This is a genomic window from Chitinophaga niabensis (assembly GCF_900129465.1).
GTDB classification, from domain to species: Bacteria; Bacteroidota; Bacteroidia; order Chitinophagales; family Chitinophagaceae; genus Chitinophaga; species Chitinophaga niabensis.
On the sequence record NZ_FSRA01000002.1, the window covers coordinates 1889601 to 1915966 of the forward strand.

Annotated in this window: 27 protein-coding genes; 16 read left to right on the forward strand and 11 right to left on the reverse strand. The window is 45.0% G+C overall.

The window, feature by feature from the left end:
• Positions 1 to 12 precede the first annotated feature (12 nt).
• Genes BUR42_RS25005 through BUR42_RS25020 form a run of 4 tightly spaced genes read left to right on the forward strand, consistent with a single transcriptional unit; the run spans position 13 to position 3649 of the window.
• The gene (locus tag BUR42_RS25005) at positions 13 to 1653 is read left to right on the forward strand and encodes a glycoside hydrolase family 28 protein (RefSeq protein WP_143197569.1); all 1641 of its coding nucleotides are present in this window, start codon (positions 13 to 15) and stop codon (positions 1651 to 1653) included.
• 11 nt (positions 1654 to 1664) lie between these two features.
• Complete coding sequence (locus BUR42_RS25010; protein WP_074242286.1) at positions 1665 to 2009, forward strand: TfoX/Sxy family protein; 345 nt, start codon at positions 1665 to 1667, stop codon at positions 2007 to 2009.
• A gap of 3 nt (positions 2010 to 2012) precedes the next feature.
• Positions 2013 to 2717, forward strand: coding sequence for a hypothetical protein (locus tag BUR42_RS25015; protein WP_074242287.1), 705 nt, complete (start codon positions 2013 to 2015; stop codon positions 2715 to 2717).
• Positions 2711 to 3649, forward strand: a complete 939-nt coding sequence (locus BUR42_RS25020; protein WP_074242288.1) for an alpha/beta hydrolase — start codon at positions 2711 to 2713, stop codon at positions 3647 to 3649. The genes BUR42_RS25015 and BUR42_RS25020 overlap by 7 nt, the downstream gene beginning before the upstream one ends.
• Positions 3650 to 3918: 269 nt before the next feature.
• Here BUR42_RS25020 and BUR42_RS25025 read toward each other — a convergent pair whose 3' ends face one another.
• From BUR42_RS25025 to BUR42_RS25040, 4 genes are all read right to left on the reverse strand, one after another.
• A complete protein-coding gene (locus tag BUR42_RS25025; RefSeq protein ID WP_159442347.1) occupies positions 3919 to 4950 on the reverse strand; it encodes a helix-turn-helix transcriptional regulator in 1032 nt (343 codons plus the stop codon).
• 112 nt (positions 4951 to 5062) lie between these two features.
• Positions 5063 to 5683, reverse strand: coding sequence for a hypothetical protein (locus BUR42_RS25030; protein ID WP_074242290.1), 621 nt, complete (start codon positions 5681 to 5683; stop codon positions 5063 to 5065).
• Positions 5680 to 6327 carry a hypothetical protein gene (locus BUR42_RS25035; protein ID WP_074242291.1) on the reverse strand — a complete coding sequence of 216 codons (648 nt, stop codon included), beginning with the start codon at positions 6325 to 6327 and terminating at the stop codon, positions 5680 to 5682. Before BUR42_RS25035 ends, BUR42_RS25030 begins: the two co-directional genes overlap by 4 nt.
• An 11-nt stretch (positions 6328 to 6338) precedes the next feature.
• The gene (locus BUR42_RS25040; RefSeq protein WP_074242292.1) at positions 6339 to 6833 is read right to left on the reverse strand and encodes an RNA polymerase sigma factor; all 495 of its coding nucleotides are present in this window, start codon (positions 6831 to 6833) and stop codon (positions 6339 to 6341) included.
• 97 nt (positions 6834 to 6930) lie between these two features.
• Here BUR42_RS25040 and BUR42_RS25045 point away from each other — a divergent pair, with 97 nt between their 5' ends.
• Both BUR42_RS25045 and BUR42_RS25050 read left to right on the forward strand, forming a co-directional pair.
• The gene (locus tag BUR42_RS25045) at positions 6931 to 7506 is read left to right on the forward strand and encodes a Crp/Fnr family transcriptional regulator (RefSeq protein WP_074242293.1); all 576 of its coding nucleotides are present in this window, start codon (positions 6931 to 6933) and stop codon (positions 7504 to 7506) included.
• A gap of 63 nt (positions 7507 to 7569) precedes the next feature.
• Positions 7570 to 8007: a carboxymuconolactone decarboxylase family protein gene (locus BUR42_RS25050; RefSeq protein WP_074242294.1), complete on the forward strand. Its 438-nt coding sequence runs from the start codon at positions 7570 to 7572 to the stop codon at positions 8005 to 8007.
• 15 nt (positions 8008 to 8022) lie between these two features.
• Here BUR42_RS25050 and BUR42_RS25055 read toward each other — a convergent pair whose 3' ends face one another.
• Positions 8023 to 8499: a hypothetical protein gene (locus tag BUR42_RS25055; RefSeq protein ID WP_143197570.1), complete on the reverse strand. Its 477-nt coding sequence runs from the start codon at positions 8497 to 8499 to the stop codon at positions 8023 to 8025.
• A 138-nt stretch (positions 8500 to 8637) separates the two neighbouring features.
• Here BUR42_RS25055 and BUR42_RS25065 point away from each other — a divergent pair, with 138 nt between their 5' ends.
• Genes BUR42_RS25065 through BUR42_RS25075 form a run of 3 tightly spaced genes read left to right on the forward strand, consistent with a single transcriptional unit; the run spans position 8638 to position 10435 of the window.
• Positions 8638 to 9237: a winged helix-turn-helix domain-containing protein gene (locus BUR42_RS25065; RefSeq protein ID WP_074242297.1), complete on the forward strand. Its 600-nt coding sequence runs from the start codon at positions 8638 to 8640 to the stop codon at positions 9235 to 9237.
• Positions 9224 to 9997, forward strand: coding sequence for an SRPBCC family protein (locus tag BUR42_RS25070; RefSeq protein WP_074242298.1), 774 nt, complete (start codon positions 9224 to 9226; stop codon positions 9995 to 9997). The genes BUR42_RS25065 and BUR42_RS25070 overlap by 14 nt, the downstream gene beginning before the upstream one ends.
• A 3-nt stretch (positions 9998 to 10000) precedes the next feature.
• Positions 10001 to 10435 (forward strand): SRPBCC family protein, encoded by a 435-nt coding sequence (locus BUR42_RS25075; protein WP_074242299.1) that lies wholly within the window; start codon positions 10001 to 10003, stop codon positions 10433 to 10435.
• Here the strand turns inward: BUR42_RS25075 and BUR42_RS25080 are convergent.
• On the reverse strand, positions 10422 to 12248 hold the full coding sequence (locus tag BUR42_RS25080) for an alkaline phosphatase (protein ID WP_074242300.1): 1827 nt from the start codon (positions 12246 to 12248) through the stop codon (positions 10422 to 10424). The genes BUR42_RS25075 and BUR42_RS25080 overlap by 14 nt on opposite strands.
• Before the next feature lie 164 nt (positions 12249 to 12412).
• Positions 12413 to 13846: a chromosomal replication initiator protein DnaA gene (gene dnaA, locus BUR42_RS25085; RefSeq protein ID WP_074242301.1), complete on the reverse strand. Its 1434-nt coding sequence runs from the start codon at positions 13844 to 13846 to the stop codon at positions 12413 to 12415.
• Between the two features lie 541 nt (positions 13847 to 14387).
• Between dnaA and BUR42_RS25090 the strand changes: the two genes are divergently transcribed.
• The 4 genes from BUR42_RS25090 to BUR42_RS25105 all read left to right on the forward strand — a co-directional run bounded on the left by BUR42_RS25090 (position 14388) and on the right by BUR42_RS25105 (position 18789).
• Positions 14388 to 14780, forward strand: a complete 393-nt coding sequence (locus BUR42_RS25090; protein ID WP_074242302.1) for a DUF3127 domain-containing protein — start codon at positions 14388 to 14390, stop codon at positions 14778 to 14780.
• Positions 14781 to 14888: 108 nt separating this feature from the next.
• Positions 14889 to 16445 (forward strand): NAD(P)/FAD-dependent oxidoreductase, encoded by a 1557-nt coding sequence (locus tag BUR42_RS25095; RefSeq protein WP_074242303.1) that lies wholly within the window; start codon positions 14889 to 14891, stop codon positions 16443 to 16445.
• 114 nt (positions 16446 to 16559) lie between these two features.
• On the forward strand, positions 16560 to 17474 hold the full coding sequence (locus BUR42_RS25100) for an ABC transporter ATP-binding protein (protein ID WP_074242304.1): 915 nt from the start codon (positions 16560 to 16562) through the stop codon (positions 17472 to 17474).
• 13 nt (positions 17475 to 17487) lie between these two features.
• The gene (locus BUR42_RS25105; RefSeq protein WP_074242305.1) at positions 17488 to 18789 is read left to right on the forward strand and encodes an ABC transporter permease; all 1302 of its coding nucleotides are present in this window, start codon (positions 17488 to 17490) and stop codon (positions 18787 to 18789) included.
• A 264-nt stretch (positions 18790 to 19053) separates the two neighbouring features.
• Here BUR42_RS25105 and BUR42_RS25110 read toward each other — a convergent pair whose 3' ends face one another.
• Together BUR42_RS25110 and BUR42_RS25115 are read right to left on the reverse strand one after the other, a co-directional pair.
• Positions 19054 to 19998: an NAD(P)H-dependent flavin oxidoreductase gene (locus BUR42_RS25110; protein ID WP_074242306.1), complete on the reverse strand. Its 945-nt coding sequence runs from the start codon at positions 19996 to 19998 to the stop codon at positions 19054 to 19056.
• Between the two features lie 120 nt (positions 19999 to 20118).
• Positions 20119 to 21111, reverse strand: coding sequence for a sugar phosphate nucleotidyltransferase (locus BUR42_RS25115; protein WP_074242307.1), 993 nt, complete (start codon positions 21109 to 21111; stop codon positions 20119 to 20121).
• A 219-nt stretch (positions 21112 to 21330) separates the two neighbouring features.
• Here BUR42_RS25115 and BUR42_RS25120 point away from each other — a divergent pair, with 219 nt between their 5' ends.
• Complete coding sequence (locus tag BUR42_RS25120) at positions 21331 to 22611, forward strand: serine hydroxymethyltransferase (RefSeq protein WP_074242308.1); 1281 nt, start codon at positions 21331 to 21333, stop codon at positions 22609 to 22611.
• A gap of 269 nt (positions 22612 to 22880) precedes the next feature.
• Here the strand turns inward: BUR42_RS25120 and BUR42_RS25125 are convergent, their stop codons facing one another.
• Both BUR42_RS25125 and BUR42_RS25130 read right to left on the reverse strand, forming a co-directional pair.
• Positions 22881 to 23213 carry a hypothetical protein gene (locus BUR42_RS25125; protein ID WP_074242309.1) on the reverse strand — a complete coding sequence of 111 codons (333 nt, stop codon included), beginning with the start codon at positions 23211 to 23213 and terminating at the stop codon, positions 22881 to 22883.
• 4 nt (positions 23214 to 23217) lie between these two features.
• Positions 23218 to 23565, reverse strand: coding sequence for a hypothetical protein (locus tag BUR42_RS25130; RefSeq protein ID WP_143197571.1), 348 nt, complete (start codon positions 23563 to 23565; stop codon positions 23218 to 23220).
• 265 nt (positions 23566 to 23830) lie between these two features.
• On the opposite strand from BUR42_RS25130, the gene BUR42_RS25135 reads away from it, so the two are divergent.
• Together BUR42_RS25135 and BUR42_RS25140 are read left to right on the forward strand one after the other, a co-directional pair.
• The gene (locus BUR42_RS25135) at positions 23831 to 25744 is read left to right on the forward strand and encodes a sensor histidine kinase (RefSeq protein WP_084185816.1); all 1914 of its coding nucleotides are present in this window, start codon (positions 23831 to 23833) and stop codon (positions 25742 to 25744) included.
• A complete protein-coding gene (locus tag BUR42_RS25140; protein ID WP_074242311.1) occupies positions 25731 to 26366 on the forward strand; it encodes a response regulator in 636 nt (211 codons plus the stop codon). The genes BUR42_RS25135 and BUR42_RS25140 overlap by 14 nt, the downstream gene beginning before the upstream one ends.

Genomic DNA, 26366 nt, shown 5'->3' on the forward strand with positions numbered 1-26366 from the left:
AAAATGAAAACTATGACGAGTAGCAATAACATGCTGTCCCGCCGCAACTGGCTGGGCTTTATCACTACTGCATCTATCTTTGCCACAGGTACAAAAGTATTCGGTGCCCCTGCTCCAAAGGCCGCTGCCAGTTCCGGCATCTATAACATACGTGATTTTGGCGCACAGGGGGATGGTGTAACCCTGGATACCAAAGCCATCCAGTCTGCCATCAATACCTGCGCACAGGCACAGGGCGGAATGGTACTTATTCCAGCAGGCATATTTGTTACCGGTACCCTTGAATTAAAAAGTAATGTTACCCTGCATATCGCTGCACAGGGGAAAATACTGGGTACAGGAGACGGCAAACAATATTATGCTGCCGAAGCGATACCCACAACCGGGGAGTGGACAATGGGAGATGGTAATGTGGGGCTGATCTTTGCTGCCAATGCAGAGAATATAAGCATCGAAGGTAAAGGTACCATTGATGGGCAGGGGGTATTATTTAAAAGTGCCGTAAAAGGAGAAGTTCCGCCCGCCGGTATCAGTGGAAATAAGCGACCACATCATCTTCTTTTCTATAAATGCAAAAATCTCTCCGTCAAAGACATCTTTCTTACCAATAGTGCTTATCATTCTGTGCGTGTTTGTGTTTGCAAAGAGGTGAAACTGGACGGCATACGGATTCATAGCCGTGTGATCCATAATAATGATGGATTCCACTTTATTAGTAGTGAACATGTACATGTCAGCAATTGTGATGTAAAATGCCAGGATGATGCCTGCGCGCTTTTCGGCAGTAACAAATATGTGACCATCACCAATTGTTCCTTCAGTACAAGATGGTCTGTTTTTCGCTTTGGTGGCGGATATTCGGAGAATATAACAGTGTCCGGCTGTCTCATATATGAAACATATGGCTGCCCCATTAAAATGAGATGCGATCATTTATCTCATTTCGAAAACATCTCCTTTTCCAATATCATCATGCAGGGAGTTACAGGGCCTGTTTCCATTGGCCTTGGCCCGCAACGTCCCCAACCGGGAGAGGTATTGCCGAAGCCGGGTATTGTGAAGAATATTTCCTTCAACCATATCCGTGCAACAGTTGTGAAACCTTTGCCCTTAACAGAATCTCTGCAGGATAGTAAATACAATGCCGGGGAAATGTTTTCCTGCATTATCCTTAATGGTATGGATGAAGGATTCCTGGAGAACATTTCTTTTGATGATGTGCATATTACTTTCCCCGGTGGCGGCACTGCAGAACAAGCTGCTGTTCGGGATGTACCCAAAGTGGCCAGCGAATATTATGTGATAGGCGTGCCACCGGCCCATGGAATTTTTGCCCGCAACGTCAAAGGGTTGACCATGAATAATGTAAGGCTGCAGACACAAACACCCGATCTTCGTCCGGCTATGGTATTGGACCATGTGAAAGATGCTGCGTTGAATGGCTGCAGTATAACCGGAGTTGATGAAGTTGTAAGATGCATAGATGTACAGGATGTATTATTTCAGGCTCCCCGGGTATTAAGCCCTTCAAAAATATTCATGCAGGTAGAAGGAATGGCTAACAGGAATATTAAAATAGAGGGCGGTGACCTGTCCAAAGTAACCACTCCTTTGGCTGGTGCATGGAAAGAAATTGTTAAATTGAGGGACTAAAACCACCGCCCATGGCTTTTAATGAAAAAATGGCCGACAGCGTACGCGAAATGATCGCTGCTGTAGAAGGAAATGTGGAAGAAAAAAGGATGTTCAGCGGCCTCTGCTTTATGGTGAACGATAAAATGTGCGTGGCTGTCAGGGAAAGCAGTATCATGGTAAGATTAGATCCTGTGATGTTTGAAGAAATAGCTGGCAAAGAAGGCGTGGAGCCCATGGTACATAACGGAAGGGAGATGAAAGGATATTTCTTTGTGGATGAAGACGTGTTGAAAACTAAAAAACAATTAGCCTACTGGGTGAATTTAGCCCTGGATTTTAATAAGTTTGCAAAATCTTCGAAAAAGAAGAAATGACCTATGAAATATTTGATGCTCCTGGCGGTACTTTGTTTGGCTGCCTGCAACAGTACGTTGCCTCCTGCTGCGGAAGACAGTACTATCCTTGCTAAAGACACTGCGCTTGTAATACCGGCAAATGAAGAAAAAGAGTATGTAACAGACCCTGTAGATACTTTTACCCATGTTGTTTTCGATGATTTTAAAGCAACATTGGCACCTTTGGTGGCAAGTGCGGGTGAAGAACCGAATGAAGGAACTGAACCGGATACGGTCACTTTGGAAGCTGGTCCCGGTGAAAACATGGAAGGGATAAAGATCTATATCAGATCAGATAAATTGTCAGATATTAAAGTAGAAGAACGGCTGGAAACGCATATGGCTATTGCTACGGAAGAGGGGTTCTATGAACTGGATAACTGGAAACATGGCCATACAACATGGGAGGAACTATTGAAGGACAACGACAGCACTTTTGTGACAAGATTCTACAGTCCGGAAGATTATCGTATTTTCCCGGAAGTTACACTGGAAGAAGTGAAAGCTGCGGTGAAAGAACAAGGTGGAGAAGAATGGCTCAAACACCTCAAAGAGGCAAAAACAGTGAAGGACGATGCATTTGAAATATTAGGGGATAAGTATCTGCTGCGTGTTTCCGGCAAACGTAAAAGTGACGGGGTGATAGTTACTAAAATAATTATAGTTTATTTGACATCCGGATGTTAAAAAGGATATTAAAACGAATAGGATGGGCGTTGCTTACGCTGTTTATACTGGTGAACATCTTCGCCGCTTTTCATGCGTATAAGTTTACCCATTTCACAGATACCAAAGCACCCAAAACAGATCCCCGCAAACTGTCGTTCGCCGGTAAAATGAAAACGATCTGTTTCGGCGTAGATAACCCACGCCCCGTTAATAAAAGAACACCGGCGCAGCCCTTTGAAACAATTCAGCTGCAAAGCCATGAACGGATAGAATGCTGGTATATTAAAACCCCTCAGCCCAAAGGGACCGTGATCATCTTTCATGGTTACAGTGGGCAGAAGTCTTCCATGCTGGATAAGTCCGATGAATTCCTGGGCATGGGTTACAACACCCTGCTGGTGGATTTTATGGGTTCGGGAGGTTCCGGAGGAGATCAAACCACGATTGGGTATAAAGAAGCAAAAGATGTAAAGGTGGCATATGATCACCTGCAAAGAACAGGAGAGCAAAACATTTACCTCTTCGGCACTTCACAAGGGGCAGCGGCAGTACTAAAAGCCATGCATGATTACCCTATCAGCCCTAAAGCTATTATTATTGAATGCCCTTTCGCAACATTGTACCAGGCCGCTGCTGCTCGTTTCAGAGCTGTAGGTGTGCCCGTTTTTCCACTCACCAGCTTCCTTGTATTCTGGGGTGGTGTGGAAAACGGATTCTGGGGTTTTGCACATAAACCCGTAGAATATGCCCGGTCCGTAAAAGTGCCTGCGCTCTTGTTTTATGGAGAAGAAGATGAACGCGTGACCAGGCAGGAAATAGATGATGTGTTCAAAAACCTCGGAGGCAAAAAACAACTGGTGACCTTCAAAGAAGCAGGGCATGTAAATTACCTCAGGCGATACCGCAATGAATGGCATACAGCCACCAGTCGCTTTTTAATGACCAACTAAATTGGAGCGCAGGGATTTGTCTTTCACTACAAAGGATAGAAACCGAGAAGACGACGAACATTTATAATCGAAAATTCGGTTTTGCGCCTGTGAGGCAGCAAAACCGATTTCTTGTAAGAAGCTAAATTGGAGAGTGCTTACTAATTACTAGTTAAAATGGAGGTAAGAGTTAAATTGGAATAATATCTTATTGTAAACGCAAATATGAACGCTTTTTAACACGGAGTCCGGTCAAATTCAAAATTTTTTTGCAGGAAAGAGAAGTTTTTTTACACTGTTTTGGGATAACCGGGAAGGTTCATGCGGAATTTAGCAGGGGTGATATGATATCTTTTCTTAAACATCTTGCTCAGATGTTCTCCATCTGCGAAGCCTGTCATATGTGCGATCTGGTTCACAGACAGCTTGGGATCTTTCAATGCTTCTTCCACATGCAGGAACTTCTGGTCCATGATATATTCAGCGGGGCTGCGTTTCATGATATCCTTGAACCAGATCCGGAAGGTGGTTTCATTGACAAACACCAGTTTGGCAATTTCCGGAACAGATTTGGGGTTACTATAAGCTGTATCTATATACTGCACGGCAATGGAGATGGCCTCATGGTATTGCCGGGTTTTGGTAACCGGCAGCTTTTCCCTTTCGCTGAGCCGAAGGTAATACCCTATCAGCAACAGGCTCGTATAGGCCTCATATAATTTCTTCAGTGCTTCCCCCTGTAATGTAGAGGTTCGGAGCAGTTCAATGATATGATAATCGTTGGCATTCAGGTCTATGGGCTCTATCCGTTGCCCCTGCATTTCACTTTCCCGCTTTTTATCATAAACCGCCTGGAACTGAGGATGTTCCGACTTAAATTTATCCAGGTAGGCGTTGGAAAAGGAGAAGTAAACGGCTTTATAGTGTTTCGGTGCAAAGGTGGCTTCGTTCTTTATATCCGGTGGTACAAAATAAACGCCCAGTTTGCCTTCTTCCAGTACCAGCGGGATGGGGACAATTCCTTGCAGGATACAGGGAATGGTTTTTTCCAGCCCGGCATACAAAGCTATCAGGGGTAATTTGGTGACGGGATAAAGAAAGGTTTGTTTGGTGATCACAAAGTCCAGCCAGCCTGCTACCCAGTTCAGTTCTGTGGATTGCCCGGCTATTTTGTCCGCAATTTCCTGGGTTACATAGTACCCGAACTCTCCGCTGGTCACTTCTACAGCCGCTTCTTTCACTTCATGCTCCGGTGTTCTTAATTCCTCAGGCAGGGTATTCGAAATGGTGAACTTCGCTCCCGGGGGAGTGGCGAATTTCATGATGGCTGCGCTTTCTGGGGATTGGCCAGGTTCAAATTGTTGGTCCATTAGCTGGGTAGAGCGTGATTTTTATAAAAGCCTGCTGAATAACGTCACGTAATTTAGTGAATTTTTAGGTACCGGATACTGATGGGCTAAAACCCTGCAGTTCCAGTAAATACTTCCGCCCTGCCCCATTCACTAACCCTGCTACCCATTTGATATGGAGGTTGGTATACTTTACCTTACAATACAGCCAAATGCCCACTGGCAGTAATAAAGCAGCCATGCTGACCAGTAATTCCTTATCCATCCGCCAGCCTGTAAAAGCAAACCCGATCACCACATATAGGCTGTAGAGCGGTAATGCCAGTAACCGGATCCTGAGGGACCGGATCATCAACGACTGCAATAATGCCGCAGTTTGCAGCAGCCCGGTTTTCTTTTGCGTACCCCTGAGGTTCTTCCAATGTTCCTGTTGCTGGAGGACCTGCAATTGCCACATGTTACCCGCCATCCCCACTGCATTGAACAATACCAGTAAACCAGCCATGATCACCAGCGGGAGATCGGAGAGATGCCCCAGGGCAAAATACACCGTTACGATATTGGAAAATACCAGGGCCAGTAATTGCTTCACCCGGGAACGGCGTAAAGCGTTCAATACCGTTCTTGCCTGATCGTATTCAATGGTATCCAGGCAACGCTGCTGTACCTGCAATAGTTTATCAAACTGTAGTAATGTGTTCCTCATAAAATTTCTTTTTTGAATTCTTCAATTTCCTGCATAAACCTGGTGGCCTTTTCAATAGACTTCCCGCCATCTTCCCAGATCAAAGCCTTTACCCATTTAGAGCCTGCATTCTTTGCAGAAATATTCCTGTATAACCATACGGAAATAAAAATAGAAAGGAGTGTTACCAGCGATTGAATGATCCAATAAGACCAGCCGGCACCTGCAAGCAGGGGGATCTTAATATAAAAGACCGTCCATAAAGGCAATTGCAGGAAAATGATCTTGAATGTACGGATCACGGAGATATGCAGCCAGGTCAATTGTTCCTGTGTGATGGAAATGGCGTTGCTGAAATTGATGCGCCTGATCACACGTATCTGTTTTGCATATTCCACCATCGCGTAAGTGTTGATGATCACCAGCAGCACAGCTGAAATGGCAAAGAACGGTTCCCGCCAGGTGTAATACAAAAGGAATAACAGGAAGGCGTTCCAGGGAAAGCCGAATAGGATGGCAAAGCGCTTGAACCGTATTAGTGCATTGAAGGAGCGGTGTACTTGCTGTCCTTCTATCTTCTCCAATACTTTTATATTCAGCTCAAGGGATTGCGCTAATTTTTCGTCATATGCCTGCCAGATATTTTCCAGTTCGTCTGCTTTCATAATAGCAAGGATTATTGATTTGAAAATCTTTGACGCAGTTTTTCTTTCATCCGGCTGATCTTAGTTCCAACATTGGATTCAGATATACCCAGGATCTCTGCGATCTCTTTATGATTCTTTTTTTCTAAATAGAGGAGTATCAATGCCCTGTCCAGCTCATTGAATTCATTGATGAATTGCTGCATCTGCCGGATGTTCTCTTCCAGTTCACTGCCTTCTTCTTTCATCGCTAATACCTGTTCGGACAGCTCTACGGTTTTGCCGGCAGTTTGTTCTTTCCTGTAAAAAGAGATGGCTGTATTCAACGCTATGCGGTACATCCAGGTAGAAAACCTATGATCTGCCTGGAAGCTTTCGCCGGAACGCCAGAGTTGGTAGATGATCTCCTGCGCAAGGTCCTCCCGGTCGTATTGATTACGACAATAAGAATTGCATATCTTGTATATGATTCGCTTATTCTCCTGGATCAAGGCTAAGAAGGCAGTTTTATCCGGCTGTTTCTTCATAAATCGGTGATAAAGCTTTCATCTATTATTCGCGGAGATAGCAGAAAAATCACAATCCTGGAAAAATAATTATGTTTGCATTGAAAATCAATGAAATATGATTTCGGCTTTAGTAGATCATATCCGCAGATACGTATCCCTGGATGAACAGGAAGCGGCTTTATTGGAGGAATACATAGAAGTAAAAGAGATGAAGAAAAAGGCATTCCTGTTGAAAGAAGGGGAGGTCTGCAAGGCTAATTATTTTCTGATCAAAGGTTGCTGCCGTTCTTATTTCATCACGGAAAAAGATGCGGAACACGTTCATCTCTTTGCCATTGAAAACTGGTGGATCACTGATTATGCCAGCCTGGAAAAGAAAATCCCGTCTATGTTCAATATTCAAACACTGGAGCCCTCCACGCTGGCGATACTCCACAGGGATAAACAGGATGAACTATTCGCTGCCATTCCGCAACTGGAGCGTTATTTCAGGAGTGTGCTGGAAACAGCCCTTGCTGCTGCACACATGCGTATCAAGTATATTTACTCCCAATCCGGCTATGAACGGTACCATCACTTTAGTACTTCCTTCCCGGATTTTGTACAGCGTATCCCGCAATACATGCTGGCATCCTACTTGGGCTTCACGCCTGAATTCCTGAGCAAGATCAGGGCCGGCAAAATTTCTTAAACTAGTTCAATTGTTTGCGTGATGAAGATATTGGAGCTTTGTGTTCAATAAAAACAAAGCAAAATGTCTAAAAGGATTCGCATTAAAGAAGTTGAACCTGCTATCTATAAAGCCATGATGGCGCTGGAGAATTATATGGCCACCACAAAGATCGAAAAACTGCATAAAGATCTGATCAAGGTCCGTGCTTCCCAGATCAACGGCTGTACTTATTGCATGGATATACATTCCCGCGAAGCACGCCAGCACGGGGAAACGGAACAACGCCTTTACGTGCTCACCAATTGGAGGGAGACAGATCTGTTTTCAGAAGAAGAACAGGCTATCCTTGCCATGACGGAAGAGGTCACCTTACTTCCACAAGGTGTGTCTGACGAAACATATGAACGTGCTGCGAAATTATTTGATGAACAATATCTCGCACAGTTGATCATGGCCATCATTGCTATCAATGCATGGAACAGGATCGGGGTAAGCACGCATATGATCCCCAATGAATAAGATCGGCAGAAGCAATCAGGGCTTGCGGTACCAGTAATGCGTGATCAGTACAATAGGAATACCCACGCAAAGCATATGGATGCCCCAGCCCATTGCTGCACCTTCCCAGCTGAACTTCAACTTAGGTGCCAGCGTAAAGCGCAGTACCACCAGGTTCATCATGAGCCAGACAAAAAGCCCGTAAGCACAACCCACCAGCCATTTGCTCTGTTGTAATAACTTCACACGCGGGTAGGCTGTAAAGAAGATCAGCCCCCAGATGTATGCCACAGCAAAATGCAGGAACACTCCCAGGGCAATGATCTCTCCACCACCACTATAAGCGTTTTTGCCAAGTATGGCACTGGAAATGTATTTGAATACTTTGTCCGGAGTAACACCGGACCTTGCAAATGAATTGATCACCGCGGCTGCGCCATCCAGCATGCCTGTGGTTAATCCGATGAATACAGTTGCCGGCAACGGCCGCTGTACTTTCAAGACAGGGATCATAAATAAAGTGTTGTTAGCTGAAAAGAAATTAAGTGCGGATGACGGTTACAATATAACTAATTCGGTTAATATTACAATTTCCCTGCAAGAAAAGAAATATTTCCTTGAAAAATTAATTTTTCGGTGTAGTTTTGTGTTATGAAAGCGCAATCTTCTTCCAATCTTATCCAGGATACACAGGTAGCAGCTGCCATGATGAACCCTTTGCGTATCCGGATCCTGGAACATCTCCGGGAACCAAATTCCGCAGCAGGCCTGGCGCGCATCCTGGATATGCCCCGGCAGCAGTTGAACTATCACCTGCGCGAACTGGAAAAAAATGAATTGATTGAACTGGTGGAAGAAAGAAGAAAAGGGAATATGACGGAACGCGTTGTAAGAGCTACTTCCAAATCTTATATGGTGGTGCTGAATACGGCGAAGATCAATCCGGAAGAAGTGCAGGATAAATTTTCTGCCGCTTACCTGTTATCTGCTGCCACACAACTGATACAGGAAGTGGCTGTTTTACAGACCGGCGCACAGAAAGCAAAAAAGAAGCTGCCCACGTTTACATTGCAAACAGCTGTTAAGTTTGCCAGTCCTGAGAAATTGCACGCTTTCACAGAAGAGCTGGCTAAAGCAATCGCCAAACTGGCGGTGAAGTATCAGAACGAAGAAGATCCTAATGGACGGTCTTACCAGTTCCATCTATTTTCTCATCCAACACTTAAAAAGCAAACACATGAAAAAAGGTAGGAGCACAGAGATGAGCCGTGAAATAGCGGCGCCGGTTGAAGCTGTCTGGAAAGCATTAACAGAGGGAGAAGAATTGCAACGTTGGTTTCCGTTGGAAGCAGTGGTATCTGCCGAAGATGTTAAACTGACCTGGGGCAGCGGAATAGACTGGAATATGGAAATAGAAGAACAGCAAGAAAATGAATACCTGCGTTGGGGATATGATAAAGAACATCATCATCTTGTTGGTCAGAAGGAACGACGCCTGGCAGTGGAATTTTTCCTGGAAGCAAAGAAAGGTAATACCATGTTGCGCATCGTACATTCTGGTTTCGGCGAAGAAAAAAGCTGGGACGACCTCTACGATGGCGTAAGGCGTGGATGGCAAACAGAATCACTGAGCCTGAAACATTACCTGGAAAATCATGCAGGGACAAACAGGGTAGTAGCGCTGGCTGAGATCACGTCTAAGAAAAGCGAGCAGGAACTATGGGATCTCCTCATGGCTGGAGGTATCTCTGTAAAGGATGATCAGTATACTTATACTACTCCTCTTGGCGATCTTTATCAGGGCAACCTGTTATACGATAATCCTCCGCAGGACCTCTGCGGCACATTGCAACATTTGAACAATGCCATGCTGCGTATCAGTATTGAAAGGTTCTACCCGGGAGCAGATAATACCATTTGGGTATGGATCGGTGCATACGGGATACCGGAGAAAGAGATAAAGGAAGTGCAGCAGAAATGGCAGGAAAAGTTACATCAACTAATACCATAAATCATGGCAAACATTGAACATGTGCAGTACATCAAAGCACCTGCGGCAAAAGTATATGAGGTTATTACCACTGAGAAAGGCCTGGGTGCTACATGGACTACCCAACTGATCGTGCAACCTGAAGTAGGGTTCATCAATCAGTTTGATTTTGATGATAACTATGCTACTAAAATGAAAGTAGTGGAACTGGCAGAGAATGAAAAAGTAGTATGGGAATGCATCGAAGCTGATTCTGAACCTGCATGGGTAGGTACGTCTGTTTCATTTGAACTAACAGAAAAAAATGGCAGAACCGCTGTGCTATTCCGCCATCTTAACTGGAAAGAAGTATCTGAATGTTTTCGTTTTTGCAATTATAATTGGGCCATGTTCTTATTCAGCCTGAAAACCTATTGCGAAACAGGTACCGGAATGCCTTATCAACTCAGGGTTTTTTAGCAGGGTGGTATAATTTGATCACCCGCATGATCTTATCAAAGATGGCTGTATTCTCATATACTCCTCTGAAATCCATTGAATGCGGGCCATAAGCAAATACGGGGACCATGATGCCGCTGTGATCTCCTGTGCTGAATGCACCATCCACATACCCTCTTTCAATATTACCATCCAGTAAACTGAGGCCACCCGTTTCATGATCTGCTGTAACGATCACGAGTGTTTCGCCATTGGTGTCAGCAAACTGAAGGGCTTCACCGATTGCTTTATCGAAGTCCAGCATTTCGCTGGTGAGGTAAGGAACGGAATTGTTGTGCCCACCAAGGTCTATCTGGGCGCCTTCTTCCATGATGAAGAAACCATTTTTGTTTGTAGATAATGTGTGCATGGATTTTCGCAAAGCGCGACTGAGGAAATTACCACGGCCCTGATAAATGCTCCGTTTAGCACTATCGTTTAGCACAATAAATTGCTGACTGGTAATGGTTTCCAGGGCGCTGAGATCAGTATGGTAACTGTAACCCTTGTTTTTTAATTGTTCGCTGATACCGGTAAAATGTTGTGCGCCTGCGCCGATCAGAATGCTAACGGGGCTTTTCAGCATGCCTAATGCGATGCTATCCATCTGATAGCGTTCTTTGTTGTGGCCAAAGAATGCCCCAGGTGTGGCATCTGTGATATCGCCCGAGCTGATGATGGCGCTTTTCATACCTAATGGTGCAATGAGGTCCGGGATAGCCGGTAAGCTGGTACCGGTAGCATCTACTCCCACATGCCGGTTATTGGTTTTTTTTCCGGAAGCCATGGCGGTAGCACCTGCTGCGGAATCCGTGATATAGCTGTCTTCTGAAGTGGTTTTGGAGAAACCGATATTAAGCAGTTGCAATAAGTTCAGTTGTCCGAAGTTGCCGGTATATCCTGCGTAGATCTGTGCAAGTCCCATACCATCTCCTATCAGCAGTATCACATTCTTTACCGGGGATCTTTTATCATTGTTGCGGTAAGTTGGTGTATACAGCTGATAAGCTTCCCTGCCCTGGTATTGTGCGCTGGTACGTTTCTCCAGGTAATCTGCAAGGGAATCCACCTTGTCCGTATTCAGGTAATCCACACCCAGGTTGATCATGGTCTTCCAGGTATTGATATTATCCGGTGTAGCCCAGAAGCGGAACTTCTTTCCCAGGGCATGTACCTTTTTGATCACTTCCTGGATCGGCTGTTTTTCTTCTTTTACGATAGCACCTTTGCCGTTCCACTGTGTGTAGTTCCTGAAGTTATCGCTGATCATCCATACTCTGCGGAGTTGTGCGGGAGTGTAAGTGGCGGTAGGTATTCCGTCGAATAGGATATAGGGAGGATATTGTTCCCATAAGGTTGGATCGGGGCGGCTTCCGCTGATAACTATTTTTACCTGCGGGTGGGCGGTGATCTCCGGGAATGTGCTTAGTATCTGGATCAATGTGCGCATGGTAGGTTCTCCCGCTGTTTTGAAATCTATGAGCAGTTGAAGCTGGCGGGGAGGAGTGGCAAAAATCCCTTTGTTTGCACGGATCATATTTTGCAGCGGTTGCAGGTATAATGCCTGCAGGGTGCGGCTGCTGTCTATGTCTTTCTGGTTATGTGCCACATACAACTGGCCGTTCCGTTCGTAAACGTCTGCTTCTATAGAACCGAAGTTCCGTGCAAATGCGTTGCTAAACGGTTTAGCCTGCTCATAGTCGTTATGGGAGTGAGCATTGGAGGTAGTGTATTGTGCCAGGGCGGGAGAGCATAGGCCCAGGAGGCAAATGAGTGTATAGATATAACGATGCATGGTTTAAAAGTAAAGAACTCCTGGTAAAGGGGGGAGTTCTGTATGAGATATTTTGGTTAAGGATAAAAGAGAGGCCCCGGGGTTTGTTTTCAGATATCCCATAAAAAAGGATACCGGGCATTGGCCCGGTATCCTTTAAGAACTTTGCAAGCTGGTTGCAGGGGTTACATAGCGGCGAGTTGCACTTTTTGTTGCAATTCGATCACGCTATCGCGGAAGCTGTTATCTGTATCCATCAGGTCTTTTACGGTTTGGCAGGAGTGGATCACTGTGGTGTGATCGCGGCCGCCAAAATGTTCGCCGATGGTCTTTAATGAATTCTTGGTAAAACTTTTCGCCAGGTACATGGTGATCTGACGGGCCTGTACGATTTCGCGTTTGCGGGTCTTTTGCAGGAGCTTGTCGTAAGGAACATCGAAGTACTCGCAGACCATTTTCTGGATGCTTTCGATGGTGATCTCTTTGGAAGAGGTTTTCACGAAAGACTTCAGTACGCGTTTGGCCAGTTCCAGGTCTATATCTTTCCTGTTCAGGGAAGATTGTGCCAGGAGGGAGATCAGCGCGCCTTCCAGTTCCCGTACATTGCTTTGTATATTATAGGCAACATACTTCACTACTTCTTTCGGCATTTCCAATCCATCGTTCCGCATTTTCATCTCCAGGATCTCCATCCTTGTTTCAAAGTCGGGGATCTGCATATCTGCACTCAGGCCCCAGCGGAAACGGCTCAGCAATCTTTCCTGTAAGCCATCCAGGTCTTTGGGTGGTTTATCAGAGGTAAGGATCAGTTGTTTACCGCTTTGGTGAATGTGGTTGAAGATAGCAAAAAAGGCATCCTGGGATTTCTCTGCGCGGGCAAAGAACTGGATATCATCCACGATCAATACATCTATCAGTTGATAGAAATGGATAAAGTCGTTAATGATATTATTCTTGGAATGATCAATGAACTGGTTGATGAACTTTTCTGCACTTACATACAGAACAGCTTTGTTGGGGCTTTGCCTTTTCACTTCATTACCGATGGCCTGGGCAAGGTGGGTTTTTCCCAAACCAACGCCGCCATAAATAACAAGTGGATTAAAGGAAGTACCGCCGGGTTTATCAGATACCGTTTTGCCGGCCCTGCGTGCCACGCGGTTGCAGTCTCCTTCAATGAAGGACTCAAAGGTATAATTATGATTTAACTGGGAGTCTATCTGCACACGTTTGATACCCGGGATAACAAATGGGTTCTTCACCGGATTTTGTATCGTCAACGGGAAATCAACTTCGCTGTCTTTCTGATGTTTGGTAAACTGCGTAGGCATATTCACCGTTTTAGGATGTTGGTGTGGTGTACCGTTTTCTACTACTATCCTATACTCCAGTCTTGCTTCCTTGCCAAGTTCCCGTTTGATGGTTTTGCCCAGCAAACCTACGTAGTGTTCTTCCAGGTATTCATAAAAGAACTGGCTGGGAACCTGTATGGTTAAAACGTTGTTCTCGAGTTGTACGGCTTTGATTGGTTCAAACCATGTTTTGAATGGTTGCCATTCCACGATATCCCTGATTATATTCAGACACTTCTCCCAAACTTGTTCGCAAGTTTTGTTCATTTAGATAAAAAAAATTAATCGTGTTTATAATTTGGGTGTTTCTCGAATATAAACTCTTCAATACGGGCAGTTGAAGAATTTTTGACAGGATGACGAATATCTGTAGAAAATGTTGAAAAAAAAAATAAATCTGCCCTTGTTTTATTTATAACAATTACAGAATGTTCGCCTCTGTTTATTCGAATATTTTTTGGCTAAAACACCCATTTAGCCTACTATTCCGCTACTAAGAAAAGAGTTAAACCGTACAAGCATGATTAACAAGTAATTTGTAAATCTGTTTGCTGGATTGTATAAAAACACCAGCATAACAGGTAAAATAACATTGCTTACGTCCAGTGCTAAGAGCGTTATCCCAATGGGTACTTTGTAGCGGTGGTGGATCTTACTTTTTTGGTAACAGCATCAAGTGTATTCTCAAATTCTATGCAAATTTAAGATATGGGTCGCAAAGATATAGAATAACTTGTGTAAAAGTAATTCAGTGCCGCTATATTGAAAAACTTATCTTTGGCGCAATTGACATTTTAAATTTGTTTTTATGAGTTTTGAAATAACCGGAAAGCTGGTTGTGAAGTACAATACCGTACAGCGCAGTGAATCATTCAAGACAAGGGAGTTCGTGATTGAGAAATCTGATGACATTAATGGGAGGGTGATCACCAATTATATCAAGTTTCAGTCTGTGCAGGATCGTACCAGCATCATAGACCGTCACAATGAAGGTGAAATGGTTAAAGTTTATTTTAATATAAAGGGCACGCGCTGGGAGAAAGACGGTAAAGTGAATTATATCACTAACCTGGATGCATGGCGCATGGAAAGTATGATGCAGGCGCAACCGGGTGCCGACCATCAGCCTAACTACAACACCAGCCAGGAAGCTCCTTCCGGTGCAGGTGGTGCTGACAGTGGAGATGATCTGCCGTTCTAAGTAAACAGTTATATATTATATTAATAAAGGCTCCCGGTTCAGTACCGGGAGCCTTTATTATTTATAACCTATCTTTGCCCTGTTTTAGGATAAATACCTAACCGCAGTATGGTACAACAACTTTCGCTGAAGCTCCTCCCGCAGGATGCAGGTAATACACGCACGGTAGCTAAACAAGCTGCTAATGTCCTTGGCCTCAAACCTGGCGCCATTACAGGCTATAATCTTCTCAAACGTTCTATAGACGCACGCTCCAAACAAGTATATTATGTACTTACACTGGAGGTATATATAAATGAACCCTTCCATCAGCGAACTTCTCCTGTATTCAATTATGATCCTCTTTCGCCCGATGCCAAACGTGTGATCGTGATCGGAGCAGGGCCGGCAGGCTTATTCGCTGCATTACGATTAATAGAGCTGGGGCTGAAACCTGTTGTACTGGAAAGAGGCAAAGATGTGCGGGCCCGCAGAAGGGACCTCGCTGCTTTGAATAAAACCGGCATCGTAAACCCTGAATCCAACTATTGTTTTGGAGAAGGGGGGGCTGGTACTTACTCCGATGGTAAGTTATATACCCGTTCCAACAAAAGGGGCAACATCAACAGGATCCTCCACGTCTTTCAACAGTTCGGCGCACAGGAGGATATCCTTACAGATGCACATCCTCACATCGGCACCAATAAACTCCCGCATATTATTACTGCCATGCGGGAACAGATCATGGCCAGTGGCGGAGAAGTACATTTTGAACAAAAGGTAACAGGCCTGCAGGTCCGGGATGGTGCCATTACAGGTGTGAAAACATCCGATGGGGAAATATGGAATGCCGGGCATGTGATACTGGCTACAGGCCATTCTGCCCGTGATATATTTGAGATACTATATGAGCAGAAAATTTTAATAGAGGCGAAACCCTTTGCCCTGGGCGTTCGTGTGGAACATCCCCAAACACTTATTGATAGTGCGCAGTATCATTGTCCCCTTCGCGGCGATTTTCTGCCACCTGCCAGTTACAGTCTTGTTGAACAGGTAGCAGGCCGCGGCGTATTTTCTTTCTGCATGTGCCCTGGTGGCATAATTGCCCCTGCTGCCACATCTCCGGGAGAATTGGTAGTGAACGGATGGTCACCTTCCAAGCGTAATAACCCTTATGCCAACTCAGGCATGGTGGTAACGGTGGATGAATCCGACTTTGCACCCTTTGCCGCAAATGGCCCCCTCGCTGCCATGTATTACCAGCAGTCTGTAGAACAGGCTGCCTATAAAGCTGGCGGCGGAAAGTTTGTAGCCCCCGCTCAACGCATGACGGATTTTGTAAAAGGTATAGTTTCCACCACCCTGCCGGAAAACTCTTATATTCCGGGCGTGAAGAGCGTGGACCTCAGAGAAGTATTACCGGCAGCAGTACATACCAGGTTGGGCGAAGCTTTCAAAGCCTTCGGCAAAAAGATCAGAGGGTATTATACGGAAGATGCCATACTGGTAGCTACTGAATCCCGTACTTCTTCTCCTGTGCGTATTCCAAGGGATGCCACATCATTGATGCATCCGCAGATAACAGGATTATACCCCTGCGGCGAAGGAGCCGGTTATGCGGGTGGAATTGTTTCTGCGGCTATGGACGGAGAAAGAGTGGCGGAGGCCATCGCCCTCCAGGCTTAAATCCGGGTTTTGTCCATCGAATCATCCTGTTGGTGTATTATTAGGAAAATCTTATATAAATTCCTTGGCATCCATCTGCTTATAACGTAATTTCAACAACGTTAATTACTCCTTATGAACTTATTGGAACTTGAGCATCTAAAGAAGTACTACGCCACCCACAAAGCCGTAGACGATATCAGCTTCTCTATACCCAAAGGCAGCATCTTTGGATTGTTAGGCCCAAACGGAGCTGGCAAAACCACACTGTTACGCATGATCACCGGGATCTTTTATCCGGATGCAGGAAACATCATTTTTGATGGCAAACCCTTTGACCCGAATAAGGATGTGATGCATATAGGATACATGCCGGAAGAAAGAGGCCTGTATAAAAAGATGAAAGTAGGAGAGCAGGTGTTATACCTTGCGCAGCTAAAAGGACTGAGCAAAAAGGAGGCAACAGAAAAGATCGGGTACTGGTTTGAGAAATTCCAGATCTCCACCTGGTATAATAAAAAGGTAGAAGAGCTCAGTAAAGGGATGCAGCAAAAGGTACAGTTCATCTCTACCATTATGCATCATCCCAAACTCCTCATCCTGGACGAACCTTTCTCTGGTCTTGATCCCATCAACTCCAAACTCATCCAGGACGAAATATTCGAGATGGCAAAGAATGGTACCACCATCATATTTTCCACACACCGGATGGAACAGGTGGAAGAGATCTGCAACCATATTGTATTGGTGAACAAAGGCCATAAAATACTGGATGGCACTGTAAAGCAGATCAAACAGGACTTCAAGCAACACCTTTTCCATGTTGGATTAGAGCAGCAACCCAATCCCGCCCAGATGGCTACCCACCACTTCACGATCATTAAGCAGCATGATAAGGCCTATACCGTAAAACTGAATGAATACAGCAAAACGAATGATATCCTGGCCCATTTCATTCATCACGACATCCAGGTGAATTCATTTGAAGAGATCCTGCCCAGCATCAATGAAGTATTTATCTCCCAAGTAAAGCACACAGAAGCGAATTAAATAATCCTCCCATATGAACAAAATCTGGATCATAATAAAAAGAGAATATCTCACAAGGGTGCGTAAAAAATCCTTTGTGATCACTACCCTCCTGGTACCTTTCCTGTTCCTGGGCATGATCCTTCTTCCTGTTATCATGATGCAGGCAGATGATAATGAACGGATAGCTGTGGTAGATGACAGCAAATTCTTTAATGGAAAAATAGCAGATGACGGTGGTGTACATTATAAGTTTGTAGACGCTAAGATCGATACGCTCAAAAATAATTATGCGGATTACGGTTATACCGGTGTGCTGCATATCCCTGCTATGGACATCAATCGCCCGGGTAATATTAATTATTACAGCAAGGGGCAGATGAATGTGATGATGAAGGGCAGTATGGAGCGTAAGCTGAAGAATGTGATAGAGGACATTCGCATGGAGAAGGCCGGCATTGATAAAACAAAACTGGAGGATATCCGTGCCAACGTGGATATTGTGAACCTCACGGGCAAAGATGAAAAGAAAGGCAGTGCAGGGCTGGCTTTAGCTGTAGGCTACGGCTCGGGTTTCCTGATCTATATGATCCTGCTGATCTTTGGTATGGGTGTGATGCGTGGTGTGATGGAAGAGAAAACAACCCGTGTGGCAGAGGTAATGATCTCCAGTGTAAAACCTTTTCAGCTGATGATGGGTAAAATAGTGGGGATTGCCGGTGTAGGCCTTACCCAGTTCCTGATCTGGATAGCGCTGATCATAGGTCTTTACCTGCTGGTACCTTTCTTCGTTAGCCCTGAAACCTTGCAGGCTGCTTCCCAGGGAGGGGCTATGGGAGGGCAATCCAATGCTGCTACGGTAGAAATGATAGAGAAGATGAATTTTGTAAGGGATAATGTGAACTGGTTTATGGTGATCTTCTGTTTCCTTTTCTATTTCCTGGGAGGTTATCTTTTCTATGCTGCTTTATTTGCAGCAGTGGGCAGTCTTGTGAATGAAGATCCAAATGATGCACAATCGCTCATTTTCCCTGTTACTTTACCGGTGATCATTTCCATCTTTATGATGTTTGCGGCGGTGCGTAAACCCAATGGGCTGATCGCTACATGGGGAAGTATTATACCGTTCACTTCTCCTGTAGTAATGATGGCGCGGGTGCCTTATGGTGTGCCGGGAACAGTACCTTACTGGCAGTTGCTGTTATCCATGCTGTTGCTGGTGGGAGGGATTATCGGTACTACCTGGCTGGCGGCCAAGATCTACCGTACAGGTATCCTGTTGTATGGTAAAAAGGTAACGCTGAAAGAAGTAGGAAAATGGTTGGTACGAAAATGATCTATACCAGAAAGCCGGGGCATATCGCTCCGGCTTTTTTTATGCGATGAATTATTGTTTGATCAGCTGTTGTTTTACTATGTGGCCGCCGTTGTGTCACTCACTTGTACGGTTTGTTCACTATTGGGCAGGTTGCTTTTTAGGTTGAGGTACGCATATTATCCTGTTATTGATCAGGTTGGTTTTTTAGCTTGAACTCCGCTTATTCCTTCAGCCATTGGTCAAGCTGTTTTTTGCTAAGTTGAATTCCTCTCATGTATCTTGCTATTCGCCCATGCGCTTCCGCACTAAATTAAATTCCTCCCATATTTCATGGAGTACGTCTGCGGCAGGTTTGATCTCCTTTATCAGGGCAGCTACCTGGCCTATTTCCAGTTCTCCTTCTTCCAGCAAACCTTCAAACATTCCTTTCTTTGCTCTGCCGCGGCCCAGCAATATGGTGAGCTCTTCTGCGGAAGCGCCTTCCATTTCAGCTTTGCGGACGGCTTCAAAGAAGGCATTCTTCAGGAGGCGCACGGGGGCTAATTTTTTCAATGATAAGAGAGTATCGCCTTCGCCGGATTTTACGATGGCTTCCTTGAAATGACGATGGGAAGAGGCTTCCGGCGTGGCAACAAATCTGCTGCCTACCTGTACACCAGAGGCTCCTAATGCAAAAGCTGCGGCCATGGCTCTTCCTGAGCTGATGCCGCCTGCTGCGATCACAGGAATGTTTACAGCATCTGCTACAGCCGGGATCAGCACAAGGGAAGTAGTTTCTTCACGGCCATTATGCCCTCCGGCTTCAAAGCCTTCTGCTACAACTGCATCCACGCCAGCTTCCTGGCTCTTCAGTGCAAATTTGGAACTGGATACTACATGCACTACCTGGATGCCGTGTTCTTTGAGTGTGGAGGTCCAGGTTTTAGGATTGCCTGCGGAAGTGAAAACAATCTTCACGCCCTCTTCTATAATGATCTGAATATGTTTATCGATGTCCGGGTAAAGGAGGGGTACGTTTACGCCGAAAGGTTGTTGGGTAGCCTGTTTGCATTTTTGGATGTGTTCTCTCAGTACATCCGGGTACATACTTCCTGAACCGATGAGGCCAAGCCCCCCGGCATTGGAAACGGCACTGGCTAAACGCCAGCCGCTGGCCCATATCATGCCGGCCTGGATGATAGGGTATTGGATATTAAAGAGCCTGGTAATGTTATTACTGAATGCCATGCGGCAATTTAAGATAAATGGCGCAAAACGGTGAAAACCATCCTGCCGCTGAAGTGAGTGACACAACGGCGGCTGAGCGATAGAAAAAAGCGGACCCCCTTATAATTTATGTGAAAGATCTTAACCCAGATCGATCTCCGTATTGTCCCCGATATTAAGGCTTTGGCTCAGCCCGCGGATATTGGCATCACTGCCTATCAGGGAAGATTTCAGTACCACTTCATATAAGTTACTGAAAGAGCCGATGATAGAATCTTTCACGATGGAGTAGCTCACTACCGTGTTATCTCCAATGGCCACATTCGGTCCGATGATGCTGTTCTTGATATTACAGCCTTCGCCGATGCTTACGGGAGGAATGATGATGGTATTCTCGTAAGGTAATACCGGGTTGGTGGCCAGTTTGTATTTCTTGAGAAGGATAGCATTGGTTTCCAGCAGGGTTTCTTTACGCCCGCAATCGAACCAGTTGTTCACTTTGAATGCATTGAACTGTACACCGTGCTGGATCATACATTCCAGGGCATCGGTGAGTTGAAATTCATCGTGAGAGCGCAGTTGTTTTTGCACATTGTCTTCCAGGCACTGGTACATCTGTTCTGTTTCACGGATCTTGTACATACCTACCAGGGCCAGGTTGGATTTGGGGATCTGGGGTTTCTCTATCACCCTGCTGATGGTGCCGGACTCATGGAGTTCTGCCACACCAAAATTACGGGGATCGTCTACCTTTTTTACGCCCAGCAGGGAATGAGGGGCATTGATCACTTCCTTAAAATCACATTCCACGATAGTATCTCCCAGTACGATCAGTACCTCGTCGTTCTTTACTACTTCACGGGTGAGGAGAATAGCGTGGCCGGTACCTTCACGGGAATTCTGCTGCACAAAATGCATGGTGAGGTCCGGGTATTTCTTCTCTACATAATGCTGGATCTTTTCCCCGAGATAGCCTACTACAAACACAAATTCACGAATACCTGCTTCTACCAGCTGATCTACGATAATGCTCAGGATGGTTCTGCCGGCCAAAGGGATCAATGCCTTGGGCTGAGTATATGTATGTGGTCGCAGCTTGGTGCCTGCACCTGCTACTGGAATGATTGCCTTCATGTATTGGGTTTAGAAATGGTTCACTGCGCGAATAAACCGTATTCACATTACTATTCGCGGGCAAATTACGTAATCAATTATTAATAATGAATTAGGTTTTACGATTATCCTACCTGTATTAAAAATAAAATAAATATATCCAGAGGCTTCTTTTCTTTAATTCCTAATTCTTATTTAATAAGAAGATGTTTAATTTTGCGTCTTAAATTTTCCTTCACCATGCAAAGAGACCAGCAGATATTTGATATCATTGGCCAGGAACTGGAAAGGCAGCGCCATGGCATTGAACTGATAGCTTCGGAGAACTTTACCAGCTTGCAGGTTATGCAGGCCATGGGTAATGTTATGACCAATAAATACGCGGAAGGTTACCCCGGGCGCCGTTATTACGGTGGCTGCGAGGTAGTGGACCTGAGCGAACAACTGGCCATTGACCGTGCTAAGCAGATCTTTGGCGTTGAATATGTGAATGTTCAACCGCACTCCGGTGCACAGGCCAATGCAGCAGTATTGCTGGCTATCCTCCAGGCGGGCGACAAGATCCTGGGGCTTGATCTGAGCATGGGCGGGCACCTTACCCACGGTTCTGCCGTAAACTTCTCCGGGAAATTGTATCAACCCTTCTTTTATGGTGTGAACAAAGAAACCGGCCTGGTAGAATACGATAAAATGGAAGAGGTGGCTTTACAGGAAAAGCCAAAGGTGATCATTTGCGGTGCTTCCGCATACAGCCGCGATTGGGATTATGCCCGTATCCGTGCTATCGCTGATAAAGTAGGCGCTTTTGTAATGGCAGATATCGCGCATCCTGCCGGTATGATCGCCAAAGGATTGTTGAACTCTCCGTTTGCACATTGCCATTTTGTAACCACTACTACGCATAAGACCCTCCGTGGTCCCCGTGGTGGTATGATCATGATGGGTAAGGATTTTGAAAATCCATTCGGCCTGAAAACACCAAAAGGTGAAGTGCGCCTGATGAGCAACCTGCTGGATATGGCTGTTTTCCCTGGTATCCAGGGTGGTCCGCTGGAGCATGTGATTGCAGCAAAGGCCGTTTCCTTCTTCGAGATCCTGTCTAACGACTATGATGTATATGCCCGCCAGATGGTACGTAATGCACAGGCTTTATCCCGTGCATACCTCGAGAAAGGTTACCAGATCGTTTCCGGTGGTACAGATAACCACTTATTACTGATAGATCTGCGCAACAAGAACATCTCCGGAAAAAAAGCAGAGCAGGTGCTGGTGCAGGCTGATCTTACCGTGAACAAGAACATGGTGCCTTTCGATGATAAATCACCTTTCGTTACTTCTGGTATCCGTGTTGGCGTACCTGCTGTTACTACCCGTGGTTTGAAAGAAGAGCATATGCCATTGATCGTTGATTGGATGGATAAGCTGCTGATGGATGCAGATAACGAAGGTACTATCAAAAAGGTGCGTGGTGAAGTGAATGAGTTTATGAAACAATTCCCGCTGTATCCTGAAATGGGTTAAGCGCGTCTGATCTTATAAATTGGCGAAGGCTGCTCCTGGTGGGGCAGCCTTCTTTTTTTAGTAATACTAAATAAATGATCTATTGTTATCCTATACGAATGGCGAAGGAATGTAAAACAAGTACCCTATGTCAGGAGTTTATAAATACTAAAGCACCTGTTATTGAAAGTACCGGTAGCTCTTGTATTGATTTATTTTCATAGGAGAGAGAAATTATATGTTTTCAAACAATAAAGAGGCTGCCCCGGGGAAAAGGCAGCCTTTTTGGGTTACTCTTCCAATTTTTCCTTTACTCTTTCTGCCACCTTTTTGAGGTTCAGCAAGCCTGTTCCCACTTTAACAAAGGAAATGGTAACTTTTACTTTACCATCTGCTTCGCTGGCAGTTACATCAGCTACAAAATAGTCGGCTTTTGCACCGGTGGTACGTGTAGCGGTAAAGCCCTTCTTCTGCATTTCCTGCGTGATGAATTTCTCTGCTAATAAAATTGTTTTAGTGGCCTGCAATGCCTCTTCGGTATTTTTATGCTTTGTAGTTGCTTCAATAACGATGGGTTCTTTTGCAGTGGCCAGAAAGAGAAAGAGCGCAATCAGTGTTTTCATGTTATCAATTGAATGTAAAGGTGTCGGCGTAAGCAGTGGTGGTAATGGTTTTATTTACCACAGTTTGTGCTGCACCATTAATAACAGGTTCCAATTTAAAAGTAAAACTATGGCCGGCAGTGCCGCTGAAGCCACCTGCAGAAATGGAAACAGTATATAATGGCAGGGTTTCGATCACTACCTGTCCGGCCATTAGCTGTGCTTTAGAAATAGTGATCACCTTTTGATTGTTTTGCAATATACCATTTACTTTGAATAATGTGGTGGCAGTTGCCTGAATATCACTTCCTGTCACTGTTAAGCTGAAATCATCCGCAGCCTGGAGCCCGGTAGTGGTCAATGTAAATTTCATGGTTTTGTTGCCAGGCTGGCCTGGGCCGGGACCCGGATTATCCTTACTTTTGGAACAGCTGAACAGCGCAATAGTTAATGAGAGGGTTAACCCAATTAACAAATAGCTTCTTAATGATCTCATAAAAAATTAAATTTAACAATGAAGATTACTGCAAAGCTAGAGCAGCCCTGCATCCGTGACAATGACCGCAACCAGTCATTTTATATATAGCTGTTTTCAGGTATTTCCGGACACTGCTTTTTATTGTAAACTTGACATGTGAATGAGAAAGATTTTCTACTTATATCTGAGTTTACTACTGCCTTTGTTGGGAAAAGCGCAGCATAACCCCACCAAAGGTTACAGGGATAGCCTGACCTATCTGCTAACCCAACCTGCAACAGATAGTAATAAAGCGCGGATAAGTTTTCTTTTATCTGATGAATGGTCTTATACGGATACGCTCAAAGCAAAACAGTTCCTGGAACAAGGCAGGGTATTGGCCAACGGAAACCGTTACCTGCTGGCCTTATATCATTTTTATCTTGCCCAGCTTCTTTTTGAAACAGATAAGCCGCAGGCGGAAAAAATGTATCTCCGGTCAGATTCCCTATTGCGTGTTTTTAAAACACCCGAAGCTTATTATTTCAGGGCAAGGGCGTGGCATAATTACGGGGCCTTGCGTGAGCAGGCTGATGACTCAGAAACAATGCTGGCCGTTTTGATCGATAAAACCATTCCTCTTTCCATACAATCCGGCGACAAAAATTACCTGGCACGGAATTACTCAGATGTTGGAATGGTCTTTATGAACCAGTGGCAGTATGATAAGGCAGCCCCCTATTTTGAAAAGGCCATCAGCATTTTGAACCAAAGCACAGCGCTTAAATCCAACGATGTGTCCGTTTACATCAATGCCATCAGGAACTTTGTGTTTATGGACAGCTTTATCATCGCAAAAAAACTGATAGACAAAGCAAAGCCCATGATAACACCGGGGTCTGAAGCTGAAATAGACTTCCTGATCAATGAAGGGATGTACTATAAAGACATGAAGCAATATCAACTGTCGCTCAACAGTCTGCAACATGCTTTAACCGTAGCAGATGAACTGAATAAGCCTTACCTCAGGGAAAGTGTGATGTTTCAGCAGTACAGGACTTTCTCGGACATGGGTAAATATGAACAGGCAAAAGATATATTGTTGCGGATTGTAAATACCGGGGTGTATAATTCCAGTATGAACAGGTTAATGCATGCTTATGAACTGGCAGGGACCTTTGCCAGATTAGGTGATATGAGCGCTGCTTATAAATGGCAAAAGGAATATGGCGTTTTGCTGGATAGCATCAGCAAAAGCGAGAATGCTGAAAACATTAATGCCCTGGAAGCAAAATTCAGGAATGCGGAAAATGAGAAAAAGATAGTAGAATTAAATGCTGTTAACGAAAAAGCGAACCTCACTGCAAAGAGTAACCGGTTAATGAGCACCTTATTAGGATCTGCCAGTTTGTTCTTATTGATCCTGCTGGTATTGGGGTATTACTTTTATCGTAATAATAAAAGATCGGCTGCGCAGCAGGAGCAGATAAAAATTACACGGGCTATGCTGGATGGCCAGGAAGCAGAGCGTACAAGGGTAGCGCGGGACCTGCATGATGGATTAGGAGGAATGCTGGCTGCTGTAAAGATCAACCTGTCAGATGTTGCGCAGGAGGGGCAAAAGGAACTGCATGGCATCATCCATCAATTAGATCAATCCGTAAGCGAGCTGCGCCGCATTGCTCATAACATGATGCCTGAAATGTTGCTGAGATTAGGGCTTGAAGCCTCGCTGAGAGACCTGTGCGGGTCCCTGATGTCTGAAAACCTGGCGATTGATTTTCAGTATCTTGGTGTGGATAGTCCTATTGCTGCACAGGAGCAGGTCACCATTTACCGTATTATACAGGAGTTGCTGGCGAATGTGGTAAAACATGCAGATGCCAGGAACGTGCTGCTACAATGCTCCCGGCAGGAAGGCGTGTTTTTTATTACAATTGAAGATGATGGCAAAGGTATGCAGGAAGAAGGGCAGGGTATGGGATTAAGCAATATCAAAAGCCGCGTAGCTTATTTGAACGGGAAAATGGAGATCCTGTCTAAAGGGCATCAGCAGGGCACCGCTATAAATATAGAACTACATGTTACAGCATAGAACAACACTCGCAATAGTTGACGACCACCCGGTGGTGATAGAAGGCCTGGCTAAACTTTTATCAAAGAAGGCTGCTTATGAAATTGCAGGTGGTTTTACCAGCGGGCAGGATTTCCTGGCCTTTTTTGAAAAAACACCTGTTAAAATAGTGTTGCTGGATATCATTCTACCGGATATGAATGGCATAGACCTGTGTAAGGAGATAAAAAGAATGTCTCCTGATACAGTAGTACTGGCGCTGAGTAATCATGAAGAGCGGGGCGCTGTCATGAAAATGCTGGAAAACGGAGCCAGTGGCTACCTGCTTAAGAATGCTGCTGTTGAGGAATTGATGGACTGTATCAATGGCGCATTGAACGGGCAGATCATGTTCAGCAAAGCGGTAAAGGAAATTATTGCCAGACCTCAGCTGGATGCAGAAAAAGCGCCTGTGAAACTTACTGTGCGGGAAAAGGAGATATTAGGATTGATCGCTTCGGGGATCACTACACCCCGTATTGCAGAAATGCTTTTCCTGAGCAAGTTCACCGTGGAGAACCACAGGAAGAACTTATTACATAAGCTCAATGCCAAAAATGTAGCGGAGCTGATCAACTCCGCTACACGGCAGGGTTTGATCTGA